Raw genomic sequence first — 15,806 nt, forward strand, 5'->3', positions numbered from 1 at the left:
AACCTCCTCAAGCCTATCAAGAGCCTCAGGGCTAATCCTAACCCTGGACTCACCAACACCCAAGACCTCAGCAGCCAATTTCTTAACGTCAACCATCAGGGACTCCCCATGAACACAGTATTTAAGTATTTACCTCGGGAGGGCTTTGGATCACTCACTACGGTGCAAGCAATACCTTACCCACCCTATCCCCAGCCCCAAACATCACGCCAAACACCTCCCCAACCCCATCAAGACCCACCTTAGAGTATATGAGCATGCATATACCTAGCAATAAGGAGTGAACCGCTGCAGTATCGTGCTGATAATGCCAATGGTTTCCTGGATTATCATAATTTTATTTTGAGGTTTAAAAAGAAGCTTTGCCTTAGGTAATAGAGTACTTCCTGTTCAGTTCATCAACCATGCGTATTATATCCTCGTATGAAGGCTCCACGGCTGGGTTATCGCTAACCCACTTGTAAACCACGACACCCCTTGGGTCAAGTACGAAGACGACCCTCTTGGCGATTCCCCTGAGTCCGAGTAGGTTTTCGTGGACTACACCATACTTCGTGATCACCTCCTTATTGAAATCACTTAATAACGTGAAATTCAACCTGTTAGCGTCCTTAAACGCCTTTAAGGTGAAGGGCGTGTCAACACTTATGGCTATTACCTCTGCATTAGCCTTGTTGAGTAATGCCATTCTATCCCTGAAGATACACAATTCCTTAGCGCACACCAGCGAGAAAGCCACTGGGAAGGTCAGTATTATTACGAACCTCCTGCCGAGGAACTCCGAGAGTCTCCTGGGCTTAACTCCGCATCTAACAACTCAAAGCCTGGCGCCTTCTCCCCAACCTCAACCATAGTCGTTAAGCACGACGCGGCTTTCAAACCTTAATCAGCAGTCGCGCTGGGTTACTTCAAAGTTTAAAGATCGGGCTACCCTATTACCCATACCATGACCCACACGTGGTGCGACTGAATTAGTAATTAGCTTGCTTAGTTTGTAAGGTGAATGGAAAGTTCAACAATAGTAAACGCATAGGTTTTTAATCTAAATATGGATTGACACATTAATGAGCAGTAACGATAAACCAGCGACGCAGATAAACCAGGTCATCAACCAGGAAATGCTCATTACGGGCATACTAACCTCAATCAAACCACTAATCCAGGTAATACTAGCCGACCTCGTTAACGACCCAAACCTTAGAAAAATCGTAATAGCATCAATGCTTTCCGTGATTAACGATAAGGAGTTCAAGTCATCCCTTAAGGCATTAATAATCGAGATATTGAGGGATGAGAATGTTAGGCGCGAGCTCCGCGACTTCCTGAGGGACGTCGGTAATCCATTACGTCTACTGCTTCCTCCATGAGACGTGGTATTAATTTGGGATTTTGTTATTTTTACCGATGTGCCGGGTTTTATTTATTTTTTTAGCGCTAAATTAGGGACTGATGAGTTCCCAGGTCGATCCAATACAAATAGCAAGACTACCTGAGAATCAACGTGAGCAGCAGATAAGGTCTATACTACAGACACTCTTTACGTTGAAGGAGGATCAGGCATTCCAGGCCCTTAGAAGTGTAATTGAGACCCTGGCCAGTAGGGCGAGCGATGAGGAATACATCAATTGGTGCAAGACCACGATGAAGATCCTGGCGTCATACCCAGACGAGGTTGTTAAGGCCGGGTTGGCATTGAGGGCTAGGGTTGTGTCCAGTTTAAGCAAGGACCTTCAGAATAGGGATCAGGCTATCGTGGGCAGGGTCCTACAGCTCCTTGATGAGGGCACGCGGAATAAGTTAATGAGGAACATGAAGTAAGTAATCCTATCACTGTAAAAAACATTAAATTTTATCTCCCGTCTTAATCACGCCTTGAATGCCCTCGGTAATTTATTGGTGTGATGACTTGAACGTACCAGTGCTTAGCAGGGATATTGGCATTAAGCACTGCTCATCATTGAGTATTGTTAGGGTTACGAGACCAGGCGATGTTAGGCCCGCGTTTCCCGCGGATATCGAGGTTACGAGGAGGGCCGTAGTTAACGAGTTCGGGAGCGAGGAGTTGGCCAGGGTGTTAGTGCCTGACAATGAGGTTGTGCTGCTCAATAAGATACCCGGCTATGCGGATCAGGCTGATGAGGTAATTGTTAGGGGTAGGGTGATTGGACATAGGTTCTTCGATATTGAGAGGAGGATGTGGAGGTTTAGGCCGTTATATGAGGGTGTTACGGAGATGATCAATAGGGGCCTTGGTTACTGGGCCGTGATTAGAATGAGTAAGTTGCCCGAGAGGTTCGACGTTCATAGGGAATTAATAGTAAGGGGTAACCTACCCAGCGAGAAGTACCTACACGTCGCGTATCCACGGAGGACGGCAGGTTCCACGGCGTTACCAAGGCAATGAGGGGCGGCAGGCTTAGGATAATCAAGAGCTGGGTCGCCAAAGGCCCACTGCCCAATCCAAGGACGAGTACACTGAAGGACTTCGTCGAACTAAATAGGGAGTACATAGAGCGTAAGGCTGAGAAGGCCGTAGAATTCCTGAGGAAGGTATTCAATGAGTATAAGAAGCCAGTGGTCGTATCGTACTCAGGCGGTAAGGACTCCCTAGTCGCCCTCGACCTAACCTCCCGGACCGGCGTCAAGTTCCACATATTATTCAACGACACGGGCCTCGAACCACTGGAGTCCTATGAAAACGTTAAGGAAGTCGCCAAACTCTACAACGCCGAACTAATAATCGCATCGGCAGGTGACAGGTACTGGAGGGCCATTGAGGAATTCGGACCACCTGCGAGGGACTATAGATGGTGCTGTAAAATTATCAAAATGTCTCCAATAACTAATGAAATGTTGTATAGATTTCCAACGGGTTTCATAAGTGTTGTTGGTCAAAGAGCCTATGAGTCCTTCCAGAGGGCTAGGTTGCCTAGGGTCTCGGTTAGTAAATGGGTTACTAAGGACATTGTCGTTGCGCCGATACAGGATTGGACGGCTCTCGAGGTTTGGGGGTACATATTACTGAGGAACCTGCCCTATAACAAGGCTTATGAGTATGGCTTTGATAGGCTTGGCTGTGTGATATGCCCAGCGAATGAGTTGGGTGAGTTCGAAATTGTGCGTGAGAGGTACCCTGGCATTTACACTAGGCTTAGTGAGGTGCTTAGGGATTTCGCTAATAGGCAGGGCCTGCCCAGGGATTTCATTGATTACGGGCTTTGGCGCTGGAGGAGGGAGTTGCCGGGCGATATTCGTGGCCGAATCAGGGTGAGTCTCAGGGTCAAGTACCCGGTGGAGCTTAGTGATAACGGTAATTCACTAACGGTTAGTATTGACAGGCCCATTAACCTAGGCACCTTCGTTGAGTTCCTGAAGATGCTTGGTAGGGTCGAGGGTGCTGATGGTTCGTACATCGTGAGGGGTAAGTTTGGTGAGGCCGTGGTCAGGGTTGAGCAGGGTAGTAATAGGGTCATGGTCTCCTCGGGCAGTAGGGAGTTAAGAATACACATAGCGGGCTTCGCAGCCAGGGCATCGATATGCGGTGAATGTAATTTATGCGTTAATTGGTGCCCGACGAAGGCCCTGAGGCGTGCTGGTCCTGGCCCCTCATTCATTGTTGATGAGGATAAATGCATAAACTGCCTACTATGCTCTAAGGCATGCCCGTCAGCCCAGTACTTGGTGTATCGTAACCCTGGGATTCACGGTGCCTGAATTTATTGCCTTATTAATTATTTAGTGAGTATTACTAGTGATGGATAGGGAGGAGACAGTAAAGGCCATTTACCACATAATCGATTGGCTAGTGAACCCAAATGAGGATTTTAGGACGGTGCTTCAATACCTCGATGAGTTATGCGTGGAATTTGGAACCTGTATCAAGGTTGATGAGCCGACAAGGGTCTCAGTCATGAAGGCGATAATAGAGGTCATAATGGAAATACTCAATAGGTGCGATGATGCAATAAAAATTAAATCCAATAATTACTAACTCAATCTATGGGTTGGCTCGAGGAGCTTAGGGATAGAATAGAAATAACACGGAGGAAGGCGTACCTGGACAATGCGGGAGCTGGCCCATTAACTAAGGACGCGGTTGAAGCTGTTACGAACTTTCTAAATAAGTGGCAGGTTGAGGGTGAACCATGGGAATTAGCCCTTGACCATATTGTTGAAGCGAAGAAGGTCTTTGCCCAATTAATAGATGCTCCATCATGGCAGAACATCGCCGCAGTACCAAGCGCCACGTATGGTCTAAATGCATTATTATCGGCCATGGAATTTAAGCCAGGCAGCAACGTGGTTGTTAGTCCGCTCAATTTCCCGACAGGCATTTTCTCATTCCATGCGCTCAAGTCTCGTGGGTTAATTAAGGAGGTCAGGGTGGCGAGGTCCGTTAATGGTTATGTGCCCCTTGAGGAGTATGAGAGATTGATTGATGATAACACGGCCGTGGTCTTCGTTGATTATGTATCCTGGATAACAGGATACAAGGAAAGGATTAGGGAGATTGCCGAGATTGCCCATGCCAGGGGCGCCGTGTTAATAAGTGATGCCTTTCACGCAGTTGGTGTCCTACCAATCGATGTCATTAGGGATGGTGTTGATGCCCTAATTACGGGCTCCTACAAGTGGTTGCTAGGCCCACATGGGGCTGGTTTCGTGTATGTTAATGATGAATTACTAGGTAGCTTAAGCCGTCTCTATCGGGTTGGATGGGAATTGACGATAACCAGGTAAGTAGGAGGTTAAGGAGTGAGAGGTTGTTTGAGAGACCGATAGACATAAGCACCTACGTACCAGCCAGGGACGCCGCAAGGCTTGAGTGGGGTACGTGGCCGATAATTGCGTTTGAGGGAACGCTGGCATCAATGAGGTTATTACTTAAGTATGAAGTACCCTATAGGTTTGAGGAGCACACGAGGAGGTTAATTCAGTATTTAGCGGATTCCCTTAAGGACTTGGGGTTGAGGGTAACGACGCCGCTTAATAGTCACGGGGCAATACTAACCTTCGAATACCCAGACCCCTATGGTCTTGCAGAATTCCTCAGTAGGAATGGTATTGTTGTCTCCCCAAGACCCGGCACCATTAGGGTGTCACCACACGGTTATAATACGATTGAGGAGATTGAGAGACTTATTGATGCATTAAGGACGTATGTTAAGTCTAGGGCTTAGTCATTGATTTCTTCCTTAGCAGCCACCAATCCCTACCACTACTTATTGCCTCCTCAAGCGGGTCCTTAACGCCCAACTCATCAAATGCCCTCTTCCTGGCTAGACATCCACTGCATTGGCCACATGAACATCATAATTATTATGACAGGACCACGTAAACTCAAAGGGTACACCCAATTTAAGACCGAGTCTGACAACCTCGGTCTTGCTAAGTCTTGACAGTGGCGCAATGACTCTAAGCCTTTAGCCCTGCCTATGTAGGTTCCTATTGTTAATGCCTTCGAGATTAACCTCCTGAACTCCCTCGATGTGTCTGGGAAGTACTTCGTGTCATCGGCATTATGCCCAGCCACTATCGTATCTATCCCGAGTATTTCCGCGTAATGCGCGGCAACCGCATATATTATTGCGTTCCTCGCAGGTATCGTACTTGGATGAGCACTCCTAAGGTGACTTGGTCTCTCCTCCTCACCATTCCATAACTCATCGACCTCCCTCATGAATGGTAAGTCCACCTCGATTAACCTCGTATTTGTCAACCTCGCCAATTCCCTAGCAGACTCCCTTTCACGCTCCCCCTACCTGGGTAGTTAATCGTTAGGGCAACCACGTCGTAGCCCCGCGACTTAAGTAGGTACAGGGCAACGGCGGAGTCGATGCCCCCCGATAATAGTAATATGGCTCTCTTACCCACGTTTTACAGCGTTGAGGCATGATTAATAAGTGGTTTGTCATTGTTCATTAAGGTTATGCATTAAAATTTGGCATCAATGCATTGGGTAGTATGGTTAGGGACTCCCTCGGTGAAGCCATAATTCATTACTCACTCAATGTTAAGTTTGAGGACCTGGATCAACAGGTCATTAATGAGGTTAAGCGTAGGGTCCTCGACAGCCTTGGCGTCGCATTAGCAGCCTTCATGGCGGAGCCCGTCAAAATAGCCAGGGGTATTGCCAAGAACCATCGGTCAAATGTTGAGGCTACCCTATGGGGTACGCTGGATACGGCTTCGATGGAGTGGTCCGTATTTACTAATGCACTCATGGTTAGGTATCTTGATTATAACGATACTTACCTGGGAAAGGAGCCACTCCACCCAGGCGACATGATACCAGCGTTACTCGCAGCAACCGAGTACAGGGGGTTGAGTGGTAAGGACTTAATAACGGCAATAGCCACCTCCTACGAGATAGGTGTTAGGCTTTGTGATGCAGGTAGTCTTAGGCTTCATGGTTGGGATCACGTTAATTACATAGGCATTGCCGTCACGGCGGGGCTTGCGAAGTTAATGGGGCTTAGTGAAAGTGAGGCGTTAAACGCGTTGTCAATAGCCACGGTACCCCACGCAGCCATGAGGCAGTCCAGGGTTGGTGAGTTGAGTCACTGGAAGGCGGCAGCAACGGCTAATTCCTCCAGGAATGCGGTATTTGCAATACTATTGGCTAGGGAGGGCTTCACGGGGCCTGACGCACCGCTGAAGGGTGAGATGGGCTTTGTGAAGCAATTACTGGCTGGTGACTTTAATGATAAGTTAGTCCTTGACCTAAGCTCAATGCCAAGCCCAAAGAGAATACTCGACACGTACATAAAGCCATACCCGGTGGAGTACCATGCACAGTCCGCGGTTGATGCGGCTAAAGCTATTAGGCAGGAGTATGGTAAGGCTATTGAGCCTGATGACGTTGAGTCAATAACGATAGACACATTCAAGGCCGCCTACGACATAATAGTCAAGGACCCGGAGAAGTGGGATCCAAAGACAAAGGAGACTGCGGACCACAGCCTAATGTGGGTAACCGCCGTCGCCCTGCTTCACGGCACCGTCGAACTCCACCATTACAGGCCTGAGAATATACGTGATCCCAGGGTGCTCTCGTTAATAAGGAAGATGAAGGTTAATGTGGACCCAGAGCTCGACAAGCTCTACCCATCAGCAATACCCAATAGAATAACCGTGAAGCTCAGGGACGGTAGGGAATTAACGGCCAGGGTGGATCACCCAAGGGGTCACCCGAAGAATCCAATGACTGATGAGGAGGTTGAGGATAAGTTCAGGAGGTTAACTGATGGATTACTAACGCCGGGTCAGGTCAATACCGTTATTAACCTCGTGAGAAACCTCGAGAATCTTAAGGATGTTAAGCAAATTCTTAAGGCCATAATCATATGACGTTAAAAATTGAATTTGTTCAACTTTAGATAATTAATGTTGAGACGCGCTCACACGCCGTGGGCTTCATGGATTATTAATAACCTTTGCATATTATAAAATGCAAAAAATTTAAATTCGCTTTCGTCTCCTAGGCTCTAGATCATGGGCACTAACGATATTGTGAAGTTCGAGGCGTTATCACCGGCCGAGTTCTTCCACAAGTACAAGGAGATAGCCGGCTTCAGTAACCCTACTAGGGCTGTTTATCAGACGATTAGGGAGCTCGTTGAGAATAGCTTGATGCCACGGAGACCTTTAAGATCCTGCCGAGTATTAAGATTTACGTTGATTATGCCGATCAGTCGAGGGGTTGGGTTAGTATTTACGTTGAGGATAATGGCATTGGGATACCTGGCAATGAGATACCCAATGTCTTTGGCAGGGTGTTTTACAGTAGTAAGTATAGGATTAAGCAGCACAGGGGTATCTTCGGCCTTGGCGCAAGATGGTCGTACTTTATGCCCAGTCAACCACTAATACGCCAATACTTGTCAGGAGTGCTCCTTTGAAGAGTGATGTTATTTATGAGTATCAGTTGATGATTGATATTACGAAGAATGAGCCTGTGATAGTTTCGCAGAGGACGTTGGAGAATAGGTATGGGTGGCATGGAACGGCGATAAAGGTTGTGCTTGAGGGTGATTGGTCGAAGGCTAAGCGGAGGGTTGAGGAGTACCTGAGGAGGACTGCCATGGTTACTCCCTACGCAGAGTTCGTGCTCAGGGGCCCTGACGAGGATGACGCCATTAAGATACCCAGGGTAACCACGAAAATGCCCGACCCACCCGAGGAGGGTCTTCCGCATCCCAAGAGTGTTGATGTGGAGTTGATAAAGCAGTTAATACAGAGGGATCCAAACATGCCGCTGCTTGAGTTCCTAGTGGAGAACTTCGATGGTGTTGGTGATGCCATTGCCAAGAACTTCCTGGACTTCGTTGGTCTATCGCAGGACATGCCCGTGGGTAAACTCGTTAATGATGAGTTGGTGAACTTCGTAACTAAGATGAGGGAGTTTAATGGGTGGAGGAGGCCGAGGGCTGATTGGCTCTCGCCAATTGGTGAGGATATACTTGCTGAGGGCGTTAAGTTCGTGCTCCGACCCGAGGTCGTGTTCACAGTGACCAGGAAGCCCAGCTCCTACATGGGTAATCCATTCATTGTTGAGGCGGCCCTCGCCTGGGGTGGTGCCATTGAGCCTAGTGATAAGCCGGTTATTTACAGGTTTGCGAATAAGGTGCCACTCATCTATGATGAGGGTAATGACGTGGTTAGGAAGGTCGTTGACGAGATTGATTGGACGCAGTACAAGGTTAAGTTCCCGGCGCCCATGGCCATTGTGGTCCACGTGTGTTCCACAAAGATCCCATATGCAAGCGCAGGTAAGGAGGCCATTGCGGAGGTCCCTGAGATCGAGTCGGAGGTTAGGAATGCCATTAGGGAGGTGGCTAGGAAGCTTAGGCTTTACATAACGAGGAAGGAGAAGGAGCAGGAATTGCTAATGAAGTACGCTATCTTCAGTATGTACGCTGAGGAGGTTGCGAACGCGCTCTCCTACGTCAGTAAGGCTGACCTTGATGAATTGAGGGGCAGCATCAATACATTAATTAGGGAGAAACTGAAGATAAGGAGTCTCGAGGAGTTGCTGGCGAATAACACTAATAGTGCTGAGAATAATGAGAAGGGCAGTCAGGAACACGAGCCATCATCATGACGCCTCAGGCGCACCAGCAACATCACCAACTAACGTAATATCAGTGCGTATTTATAATGATTTCGTATCATCGGTAGGAACTTGGTTACTCAATGCATCATGTATCAACCTACTCAATTCATGAATTGCGCTGATCGCGTTCATCCTGGCCGGGCCGATCCTGAATAGGTGCGTTACGTCACCCCTCTTATCACTATTCCCAAAGCCAGGCACGCCAGGGAACCTGCCAAGCAATGCCCTTGCCACGTCCTCCTCCCTGAAGGGTAATACCATGACTGCGACCTCATTGCATATGTCGTGTAGGTAATCAACGTGCCAAAACCTATTAACGACCTTGCCAAGGTGCCTAACTATCCTTGCTGCGCACGCATTACCACAGGAACCAACATACGCATACAGCCCACCGCTTATCGCGAATTCCCTACCCCTCGTGACTACCTGGCCGCCCCTGCACTTAAATAGGGCCACGTAGCTCAGCGCCTTTACCATACGTAGGTCACGTTAACAACGGCATTCTCCGGTATCTCGCCATTAATTATCGTACCCGCGTTTGTTGGTGGGTAGTACTCGGCGGCGTAGCACGTGAATCCAAGGGTGAGCGTGTATGTTGAGTTTGGTAGTACTGGGACTATTAATTGGCCGTATTGGCCTGCTTCATAGGCGTATGTTGAGCTCATAAGTGTACATGGCGGTCATGGGTATTGAGGGCATTGCTTGGGCCATGACATATACGTAGTACGACACGGAGCCCTCAATGACCTGGGGATTCGATAACCTATACGTTATCACTAAATAACCCGGTCCCCTGGTCTCGAAGTATAACTCCTTCGTTGCCTGAAGGGTATAACCATTGCAGTTGGTTATTGACAATGTGGCATTTAGGACTAGGTTACTTGCAATAACCTCCCTATGACTTAATGAGCCTGGTGCTGAATTAAGCTTTCATTAGCCATGCACTCATTTAGCTCCTGGAGGAGTTCCGTATACTTAGTGAGTAGGTTCGTGTAATTACTCATTAATTCCTCATACTTAGTTAAATTAACGTAATTACCCACCGCAGCCTCATTCTTTGGCATGTACAGTGCGTGTATTAGGTAGATGAGTACTATAGCAAGTAGCAGTGCCAGGATCACCATGCTTAATGCCTTGATACTGGGCACTCGGGCTCATTACTATGCAGTAAAATAAAAGTTAGTTACCGTGGCGCAGGACGAGGATAGGCTTTTATAATTTCATGAAGTCATTGTGTGACCAACGTGTCACTACCGAGTTATTGTAACGAGCCTGAGGTCCTGGTCAGGATACCGAATGAGCAGACAAACCCAGAGTGGGGAGTTCCACCGGATAAGAGGCCCATGGATTTATACTTAAGGTATGGCTTCGTGGTGATTGATAAGCCGAGGGGGCCAACAAGCCATGAGGTTGCTGCCTGGGTTAAGAAAATGTTAAACCTGGATAGGGCAGGTCACTCCGGTACGCTTGACCCAGGTGTTTCGGGCGTATTGCCAATAGCCCTTGGTGAATCTACCAAGCCATGCCTGCGATTAATACTTTGGATAAGGAGTATGTAATGGTTATGAAGCTTCACGGCGATGTTGATGATGAGAAGTTGAGGGTAGTCCTCAAGGAGTTCACTGGGGCTATTTACCAAAAGCCGCCGCTGAGGAGTGCGGTTAAGAGGCAGTTGAGGGTGAAGCATGTCTATGAACTAGAGCTCCTTGAGAGGGATGGTAGGTACGCATTAATAAGGATGAATGTCGAATCGGGGACCTACGCCAGGAAGCTCGCCTACGACATTGGTGAGGTGCTCGGCGTTGGGGCTAACATGAGGGAGCTCAGGAGGACCAGGGTTGGTTGCTTCACGGAGAAGGAGGCCGTTACACTCCAGGACCTTAAGGACGCATACACGCTCTATAAGGAATACGGTGTCGAGGACCTGCTAAGGACTTACGTGAAGCCTGTTGAGTACATGGTTAGGCACTTACCTAAGGTCTGGATTAGGGACTCTGCCGTTGACGCCATATGCACGGCGCTGCGTTGGCAGTTCCAGGTATTGTTAAATTAACGAACAACATAGGCAAGGGATCACTCGTTGCAATAATGACCCTTAAGGACGAGTTGGTTGCCTTGGGATATGCCGAGATGAGTAGTGATGAGATAATGAAGGCCCAGCGGGGAATAGCCGTTAAGACCACAAGGGTCGTAATGAGGAAGGGCACGTACCCACCAATGTGGAAACACAGGAAAGCCGAGGGTAAGGCTGAGGAGAAGTCTCAGGGTAGTTCCGAGGGCGTGTCGCAGCAATAACTTTATTACCTCAACTCGTGATTAATGCGTTGATTGATGAGAATTGAGGGTCAACTGACCCGGTGAGGAGCAGCGGATCACCTGATCACCCATAACATTCTCTGTAATTTAAACCGGCGCGGAACTAATATTGTTAGGCGGTCAGGTGGTTGATGAGACCGAGATATACCTAGATGAGTGCCCAGCATCTCCAATAGGACATATACTGGCATTACGGAGTAGTGTTGAGGGCGCCAGCGATGAGGCGCCTTACCTCGGCATGGATTCCATAAATGACGTGACGATATACCTAACCCATGCATGCAACCTTGAATGTAAGCATTGCTACCTATCCGCGGGGAGACCATTAAGTAATGAGTTAAGCGCTGATGATTGGTTGATAATACTTGATAAGTTAAGGAGCCTCGGTGTTAAGTACATTTACCTATTGGGTGGCGAACCAACACTGCTCGTTAGGAGGGGCTTGCTGAGGATAATAAGTCATGCCAAGGATCTTGGTTTCTACGTTTCCATGAGCACGAACGGTACGCTGGTGAATAGGGAGGTCGCGCTTCAACTGAGGAGGGCTGGGCTTGACCAGGTCCAGGTGAGTATTGATGGGCCTAACCCTGCTGTTAATGATGTGATTAGGGGAGTTGGTAGTTTCGATAAGGCGGTCAAGGCGGTGGGCGTGTTTAGGGAGGTTGGTATTGCCGTGTCATTGTCATACACCGTAATACCTGATAATGCGTATTACGTAATTGACATGGTCAGGCTAGCGGAGAGGTTGGGTGTTCCCGTGCTCACGTTCATACGCGTGCAGGAGTTTGGTCGGGCGCTTGATAATGGTTTATACCTTAGTGATGAAATGGCGAGGAGGGTCGTTGATGACTTATTGCGCATTAAAACAAATGTTAAGTTGGTCCTCAATGGCTTTAGGTTTGGTTTGAGTAATATATACGAGGCGTATAGGAAGTCTAGGGAGAGGCTTAATGCCCTTCGAATCATTAATTATAACACCTGCCCCGCGGGTAGGAGTAGGTTCGTTATAGACTCAGACGGCAGTGTGTATGGGTGTGAGCTATTAATGGGTAAGGCGTTCTACGAGGGTAATGCCCTCAGGGATAACTTGAGGATTATTTGGAGGGATGGCTTTAAGTCCTTTAGGAACAGAAATTATAGGGACATCAAGCCCTGCAATACTTGCCCAATGGCAGACCTATGTAATGCAGGTTGCCCTGCCAGGGCATTCTCAGTGTTTGGTTCTATTAATTCGCCTGACCCATATTGCCCTATGGTTAAGGGATTGATTAATAAGGCTCGATAATACAGACCTAATTGGGTAATGGTGATTGATGTATTTAAGGAATTGAATAGAGACATACTTAGCCTAATCAGGAGGACCTACCTAATGGACCCCGTAAGGTACGCCTACCTATACTACGACATTATTTATTATCCAGAGTTCACGGAGGCCTACCTAAACACCGTAGGTAATGAAGTCATAGGCTACCTACTGATCTATAGGGGACTACCACGCACGGCAGTGCACATAGTCGGTAACATGCCCATTAACATACTCGAGGAATTACCTCTCAATACAGGCCTTGACATTCATATCGAGGCTGAGCCGAAATACATTAACCACATAATGAATGAACTAGCCAAGAGGGGCACTATCACGCGGTTAAGGGCCTTAACGATGGTTTGTTGGGGCAACTCCTTCAGGGAGTTTAAAATGCATGAGGGCTTGTTGCGCAGGTTATCGATCGATGACGTTAAGGAGCTCCTGAGGGTTAAGGAGCTGCAGGGAGTGCGAATAAGTGAGGTCGAGGCTCTACTCAGACTAGTGTCACCCCACTGGCACTACTACGGGCTGTTCATGAATAATGAGTTGGTTTCCATAGCAACTGCGTACCTGAAGCTGTCCGAGGTTTGGGTCGTTGGTGATGTGTTCACGGTACCCAATCATAGGAATAGGGGATTTGCCAAGGCTGTGACCTCGGCAGTCACTAGGGATGCCATCAACTCCGGCGCTATGGCAATGCTCCACGTGCTTGAGGACAACGAACCAGCAATTAGGGCCTACAGAAGGCTTGGCTATGTCACGGTGCAGGTGCTGACAAGGCTGATCTACAACCCTATTAGTCATAAGCCATGAAGCCCAACAAAACCAATAAGCACGAGCTACAGGGCTAAGCGAGTCACCACCATTGAATGACCTAGACTATTTCCTCAAAGTCCTCCTCACCGATGTGCCTGACGACCTTGACATTATTGGCCTTGGCCAACTCAATGGCTTTGGTGTAATCCCTCCCCCTGAATACGTGGGCTATTATGGCGATTACTTCCTTACTCGCCATGGTTTGTCTTAGTTTGTTTATTTTCTCCAGGAAGCTTTCCACGTCCCTTAGCCTTAGTGTTTCCTTGACCTCGGCAACAACAACCTTATTGCCAGCCTCGGCATAACCGTCGAACTCGCCGACGCCCTCAATAACCCTCCTCCTAAGCCTATCAACATTCACGCCCAAAACCTCCCTAACCCAGGCGGGGAGGTAATGCCTAACATTTTGCTCAATTAACAGGCCCATGTTTCTGGATAAACCACCGTAACTCCTAGAAAGACCATCAACCTTCCTACTCAAATTATCCAAACCAACCCTCAACTCCTCCTGACCCTTCCTAAGCTCTTCCTGGCCCTCCTTCAACGCCTTATTTCCTCGAGTATCCTCTGCGTGATTTCTAAATGCCTGGCCTCAACGTCGGCGAGTTTCTGTACTGTTTCGAGGACTTGCCTTGTCATGTTCATTAACCCCCTCTGGTTCTCAGCCAACTCCCTCTGGCCCTCGGCTAACTCCTTGATTGCGTCCATTAGCCTCGCCTGTCCCTCCATGAGCCTAACCTGGCCCTCGGCCAACTGCCTAACGGCATCCATAAGCCTAGCCTGACCTTCAGCAAGGCCCTTAACAACCTCAAGAACCTGCCTCTGCCCCTCAGCTAATTGCTTCGTGATTTCGAATACCTGCCCGGTGAGATCCATATGCCTTGCCTCAGCCTCGGCCAAGCCCCTAACGACCTCTAGCACCTTATCCAGTGCATCGGCCAGCCGCTTAAGGTCAGACCTAAGATCAGCAACGCCCAATAGGCCCATCACAGCATACCTAAACTCCTCATCCTCACGAAGCAACCTAAGAAACTCATCACGAAGAGACATACACCAAAAACACCAAGGCAACAAATAAAAACCCACCGCCCACAATCAAGAGATGCCAGCGGTAAAGCTGGGTAGAAGCATGGCATCAATGAGCACTAACGAGCTGGGTTGGGCCGTACTAAGTCATGAGGGTATAAAAACTGCCCAGGATATCAATCACGTAATCATTTTCACTCAATTTAAAGTATCAGTATCACACGTAGATCAGGGAATTAGGTAATGCTGAGAATTCGTAATCACAATGTATCATATAATGATGGATTAAGTGTGGCATTAACGCTTGCTCATCTCTTGCTCATATCCATATTATGATAATTATTTTATGTAATAGGACATTGTAACGGGAAGCCCGTTGATCCGTAACCGATATGTTCCGTGGGTTTTTCAATTTCTGGTGCGGGGGGTGGGATTTGAACCCACGCAGGCCTTCGCCAGCGGATCTTGAGTCCGCCCCCTTTGACCTGGCTCGGGCACCCCCGCCAGCTCAACAGTTTATTAACAGCGATTTAAGTTTTTGGGTTCGAGGGGTTTGCGTAGTTGACTGGGCTATACTACTGGGGCTCGTTGTTTGTTGATTACGCTTGCTTAATTACCTAGGCTTGGCTTAAGTGAATTCCTCGGTTTGGTGGCTCGCCATGGCGGTCTCCTTTGTGGGTGCGGTTAGTCGCTTGAGGTGCTTGGTGATTATTTGTCTCTTCTTTTCATCTTTCGTTCTCTCGTATTTTCGGCAGAGTACTTCCACAACCTGCGCCCTAATGTCTTCGTATTTCTCAAACACGTACATGGGTATTATAACGAGTAAGTACTTACCGCCCTTATTAACGTAGGCATAAAACCCATCACCATACACAGCCCTCAACGCCTCAATGACTTTTTCAACCTCAGCCCCATCCTTAGCCTTATGCTCCAAGACAACGGTTCTCTCATAAACATGCACCGTGAATCCATAGCCAGCTATGTCGACCGACATCTCACCTCTCCTAAACTTCACCTCCATCTCGGCAATTCGTTTAATCCTCTCCCACTTCTCGAATGATAACGCATCAAGTACGTCACGTAGAACGGGCGGCAAGACATTAATCATCGCCCTTGCTAAATTGATGGTGTTGCTTCCGTGGAACCTCACATCAATTACGCCACCACCGACTGGCTCGGGCCTCCAGCCAAAGCCCATACCCTTCAGCCTCTCCAACAACGGCTCCC

Annotated in this window: 18 protein-coding genes, 1 tRNA gene and 4 pseudogenes; 12 read left to right on the plus strand and 11 right to left on the minus strand. The window is 48.2% G+C overall.

Going from position 1 to position 15,806, the window contains the following annotated elements; all coding sequences use genetic code 11:
* Together JCM14467_RS14085 and JCM14467_RS14090 are read right to left on the minus strand one after the other, a co-directional pair.
* The coding region (locus tag JCM14467_RS14085) for a 50S ribosomal protein L19e domain-containing protein (RefSeq protein WP_304956495.1) at positions 1-96 on the minus strand (96 nt) is incomplete at its 3' end.
* A 271-nt stretch (positions 97-367) separates the two neighbouring features.
* A pseudogene (locus tag JCM14467_RS14090) lies at positions 368-852 on the minus strand (peroxiredoxin).
* 212 nt (positions 853-1,064) lie between these two features.
* Here JCM14467_RS14090 and JCM14467_RS14095 point away from each other — a divergent pair.
* The 7 genes from JCM14467_RS14095 (at position 1,065) to JCM14467_RS19195 (ending at position 5,180) form a co-directional block, all read left to right on the plus strand.
* Entirely contained in the window at positions 1,065-1,367 is a 303-nt protein-coding gene (locus tag JCM14467_RS14095; protein WP_054850592.1) for a hypothetical protein, read from the plus strand.
* An 82-nt stretch (positions 1,368-1,449) separates the two neighbouring features.
* Entirely contained in the window at positions 1,450-1,818 is a 369-nt protein-coding gene (locus JCM14467_RS14100; RefSeq protein ID WP_054850593.1) for a hypothetical protein, read from the plus strand.
* Between the two features lie 58 nt (positions 1,819-1,876).
* Positions 1,877-2,404, plus strand: coding sequence for a hypothetical protein (locus JCM14467_RS20290; RefSeq protein ID WP_342765565.1), 528 nt, complete (start codon positions 1,877-1,879; stop codon positions 2,402-2,404).
* A complete protein-coding gene (locus JCM14467_RS14105; protein ID WP_342765566.1) occupies positions 2,401-3,714 on the plus strand; it encodes a phosphoadenosine phosphosulfate reductase domain-containing protein in 1,314 nt (437 codons plus the stop codon). The genes JCM14467_RS20290 and JCM14467_RS14105 overlap by 4 nt, the downstream gene beginning before the upstream one ends.
* Positions 3,715-3,754: 40 nt before the next feature.
* Positions 3,755-3,991, plus strand: a complete 237-nt coding sequence (locus tag JCM14467_RS14110; protein ID WP_054850594.1) for a hypothetical protein — start codon at positions 3,755-3,757, stop codon at positions 3,989-3,991.
* Positions 3,992-3,999: 8 nt separating this feature from the next.
* Positions 4,000-4,740, plus strand: a complete 741-nt coding sequence (locus JCM14467_RS19190; protein ID WP_252901800.1) for an aminotransferase class V-fold PLP-dependent enzyme — start codon at positions 4,000-4,002, stop codon at positions 4,738-4,740.
* On the plus strand, positions 4,716-5,180 hold the full coding sequence (locus tag JCM14467_RS19195; RefSeq protein WP_252901801.1) for a hypothetical protein: 465 nt from the start codon (positions 4,716-4,718) through the stop codon (positions 5,178-5,180). The genes JCM14467_RS19190 and JCM14467_RS19195 overlap by 25 nt, the downstream gene beginning before the upstream one ends.
* An 80-nt stretch (positions 5,181-5,260) precedes the next feature.
* On the opposite strand, the pseudogene JCM14467_RS19640 reads toward JCM14467_RS19195, so the two are convergent.
* Positions 5,261-5,874, minus strand: a pseudogene (locus tag JCM14467_RS19640) (7-cyano-7-deazaguanine synthase).
* Between the two features lie 90 nt (positions 5,875-5,964).
* Between JCM14467_RS19640 and JCM14467_RS14125 the strand changes: the two are divergent.
* Positions 5,965-7,350, plus strand: a complete 1,386-nt coding sequence (locus JCM14467_RS14125; RefSeq protein ID WP_054850596.1) for an MmgE/PrpD family protein — start codon at positions 5,965-5,967, stop codon at positions 7,348-7,350.
* 144 nt (positions 7,351-7,494) lie between these two features.
* Positions 7,495-9,103, plus strand: a pseudogene (locus JCM14467_RS14130) (DNA topoisomerase VI subunit B).
* A 51-nt stretch (positions 9,104-9,154) separates the two neighbouring features.
* Here the strand turns inward: JCM14467_RS14130 and JCM14467_RS14135 are convergent.
* Genes JCM14467_RS14135 through JCM14467_RS19225 form a run of 4 tightly spaced genes read right to left on the minus strand, consistent with a single transcriptional unit; the run spans position 9,155 to position 10,263 of the window.
* Complete coding sequence (locus tag JCM14467_RS14135) at positions 9,155-9,592, minus strand: GIY-YIG nuclease family protein (protein ID WP_054850597.1); 438 nt, start codon at positions 9,590-9,592, stop codon at positions 9,155-9,157.
* Positions 9,586-9,780 (minus strand): hypothetical protein, encoded by a 195-nt coding sequence (locus JCM14467_RS19215; protein WP_252901803.1) that lies wholly within the window; start codon positions 9,778-9,780, stop codon positions 9,586-9,588. Before JCM14467_RS19215 ends, JCM14467_RS14135 begins: the two co-directional genes overlap by 7 nt.
* Positions 9,758-9,973 (minus strand): hypothetical protein, encoded by a 216-nt coding sequence (locus JCM14467_RS19220; protein WP_252901804.1) that lies wholly within the window; start codon positions 9,971-9,973, stop codon positions 9,758-9,760. The genes JCM14467_RS19215 and JCM14467_RS19220 overlap by 23 nt, the downstream gene beginning before the upstream one ends.
* A 44-nt stretch (positions 9,974-10,017) precedes the next feature.
* Entirely contained in the window at positions 10,018-10,263 is a 246-nt protein-coding gene (locus JCM14467_RS19225; RefSeq protein WP_252901805.1) for a hypothetical protein, read from the minus strand.
* Between the two features lie 96 nt (positions 10,264-10,359).
* Between JCM14467_RS19225 and JCM14467_RS14145 the strand changes: the two are divergent.
* The 3 genes and pseudogenes from JCM14467_RS14145 to JCM14467_RS14155 all read left to right on the plus strand — a co-directional run bounded on the left by JCM14467_RS14145 (position 10,360) and on the right by JCM14467_RS14155 (position 13,550).
* A pseudogene (locus tag JCM14467_RS14145) lies at positions 10,360-11,410 on the plus strand (RNA-guided pseudouridylation complex pseudouridine synthase subunit Cbf5).
* 130 nt (positions 11,411-11,540) lie between these two features.
* A complete protein-coding gene (locus JCM14467_RS14150; protein ID WP_252901806.1) occupies positions 11,541-12,716 on the plus strand; it encodes a radical SAM/SPASM domain-containing protein in 1,176 nt (391 codons plus the stop codon).
* Between the two features lie 18 nt (positions 12,717-12,734).
* A complete protein-coding gene (locus JCM14467_RS14155; RefSeq protein ID WP_054850599.1) occupies positions 12,735-13,550 on the plus strand; it encodes a GNAT family N-acetyltransferase in 816 nt (271 codons plus the stop codon).
* 61 nt (positions 13,551-13,611) lie between these two features.
* Here JCM14467_RS14155 and JCM14467_RS14160 read toward each other — a convergent pair whose 3' ends face one another.
* The 4 genes from JCM14467_RS14160 to JCM14467_RS14175 form a co-directional block, all read right to left on the minus strand.
* On the minus strand, positions 13,612-14,097 hold the full coding sequence (locus JCM14467_RS14160) for a hypothetical protein (RefSeq protein ID WP_054850600.1): 486 nt from the start codon (positions 14,095-14,097) through the stop codon (positions 13,612-13,614).
* The gene (locus JCM14467_RS14165) at positions 14,094-14,603 is read right to left on the minus strand and encodes a hypothetical protein (RefSeq protein WP_054850601.1); all 510 of its coding nucleotides are present in this window, start codon (positions 14,601-14,603) and stop codon (positions 14,094-14,096) included. Before JCM14467_RS14165 ends, JCM14467_RS14160 begins: the two co-directional genes overlap by 4 nt.
* 392 nt (positions 14,604-14,995) lie before the next feature.
* A tRNA-Leu gene (locus tag JCM14467_RS14170) sits at positions 14,996-15,083 on the minus strand.
* 124 nt (positions 15,084-15,207) lie between these two features.
* Positions 15,208-15,806, minus strand: a 599-nt coding sequence (locus JCM14467_RS14175; protein WP_252901807.1) for a hypothetical protein, incomplete at its 5' end; no start/stop codon positions are given.

Origin of the sequence: Vulcanisaeta sp. JCM 14467 (assembly GCF_001316245.1) — an archaeon.
In the GTDB taxonomy this organism is placed as follows: domain Archaea; phylum Thermoproteota; class Thermoprotei; order Thermoproteales; family Thermocladiaceae; genus Vulcanisaeta.

Excerpts from the sequence above, each read along its gene's own strand:
- JCM14467_RS14095 (WP_054850592.1), top strand. The coding sequence starts at position 1,065 with ATGAGCAGTAACGATAAACCAGCGACGCAGATAAACCAGGTCATCAAC.
- JCM14467_RS14100 (WP_054850593.1), top strand. The coding sequence starts at position 1,450 with ATGAGTTCCCAGGTCGATCCAATACAAATAGCAAGACTACCTGAGAAT.
- JCM14467_RS20290 (WP_342765565.1), top strand. The coding sequence starts at position 1,877 with ATGCCCTCGGTAATTTATTGGTGTGATGACTTGAACGTACCAGTGCTT.
- JCM14467_RS14105 (WP_342765566.1), top strand. The coding sequence starts at position 2,401 with ATGAGGGGCGGCAGGCTTAGGATAATCAAGAGCTGGGTCGCCAAAGGC.
- JCM14467_RS14110 (WP_054850594.1), top strand. The coding sequence starts at position 3,755 with ATGGATAGGGAGGAGACAGTAAAGGCCATTTACCACATAATCGATTGG.
- JCM14467_RS19190 (WP_252901800.1), top strand. The coding sequence starts at position 4,000 with ATGGGTTGGCTCGAGGAGCTTAGGGATAGAATAGAAATAACACGGAGG.
- JCM14467_RS19195 (WP_252901801.1), top strand. The coding sequence starts at position 4,716 with ATGGGAATTGACGATAACCAGGTAAGTAGGAGGTTAAGGAGTGAGAGG.
- JCM14467_RS14125 (WP_054850596.1), top strand. The coding sequence starts at position 5,965 with ATGGTTAGGGACTCCCTCGGTGAAGCCATAATTCATTACTCACTCAAT.
- JCM14467_RS14135 (WP_054850597.1), bottom strand. The coding sequence starts at position 9,592 with ATGGTAAAGGCGCTGAGCTACGTGGCCCTATTTAAGTGCAGGGGCGGC.
- JCM14467_RS19215 (WP_252901803.1), bottom strand. The coding sequence starts at position 9,780 with ATGAGCTCAACATACGCCTATGAAGCAGGCCAATACGGCCAATTAATA.
- JCM14467_RS14155 (WP_054850599.1), top strand. The coding sequence starts at position 12,735 with ATGGTGATTGATGTATTTAAGGAATTGAATAGAGACATACTTAGCCTA.
- JCM14467_RS14165 (WP_054850601.1), bottom strand. The coding sequence starts at position 14,603 with ATGTCTCTTCGTGATGAGTTTCTTAGGTTGCTTCGTGAGGATGAGGAG.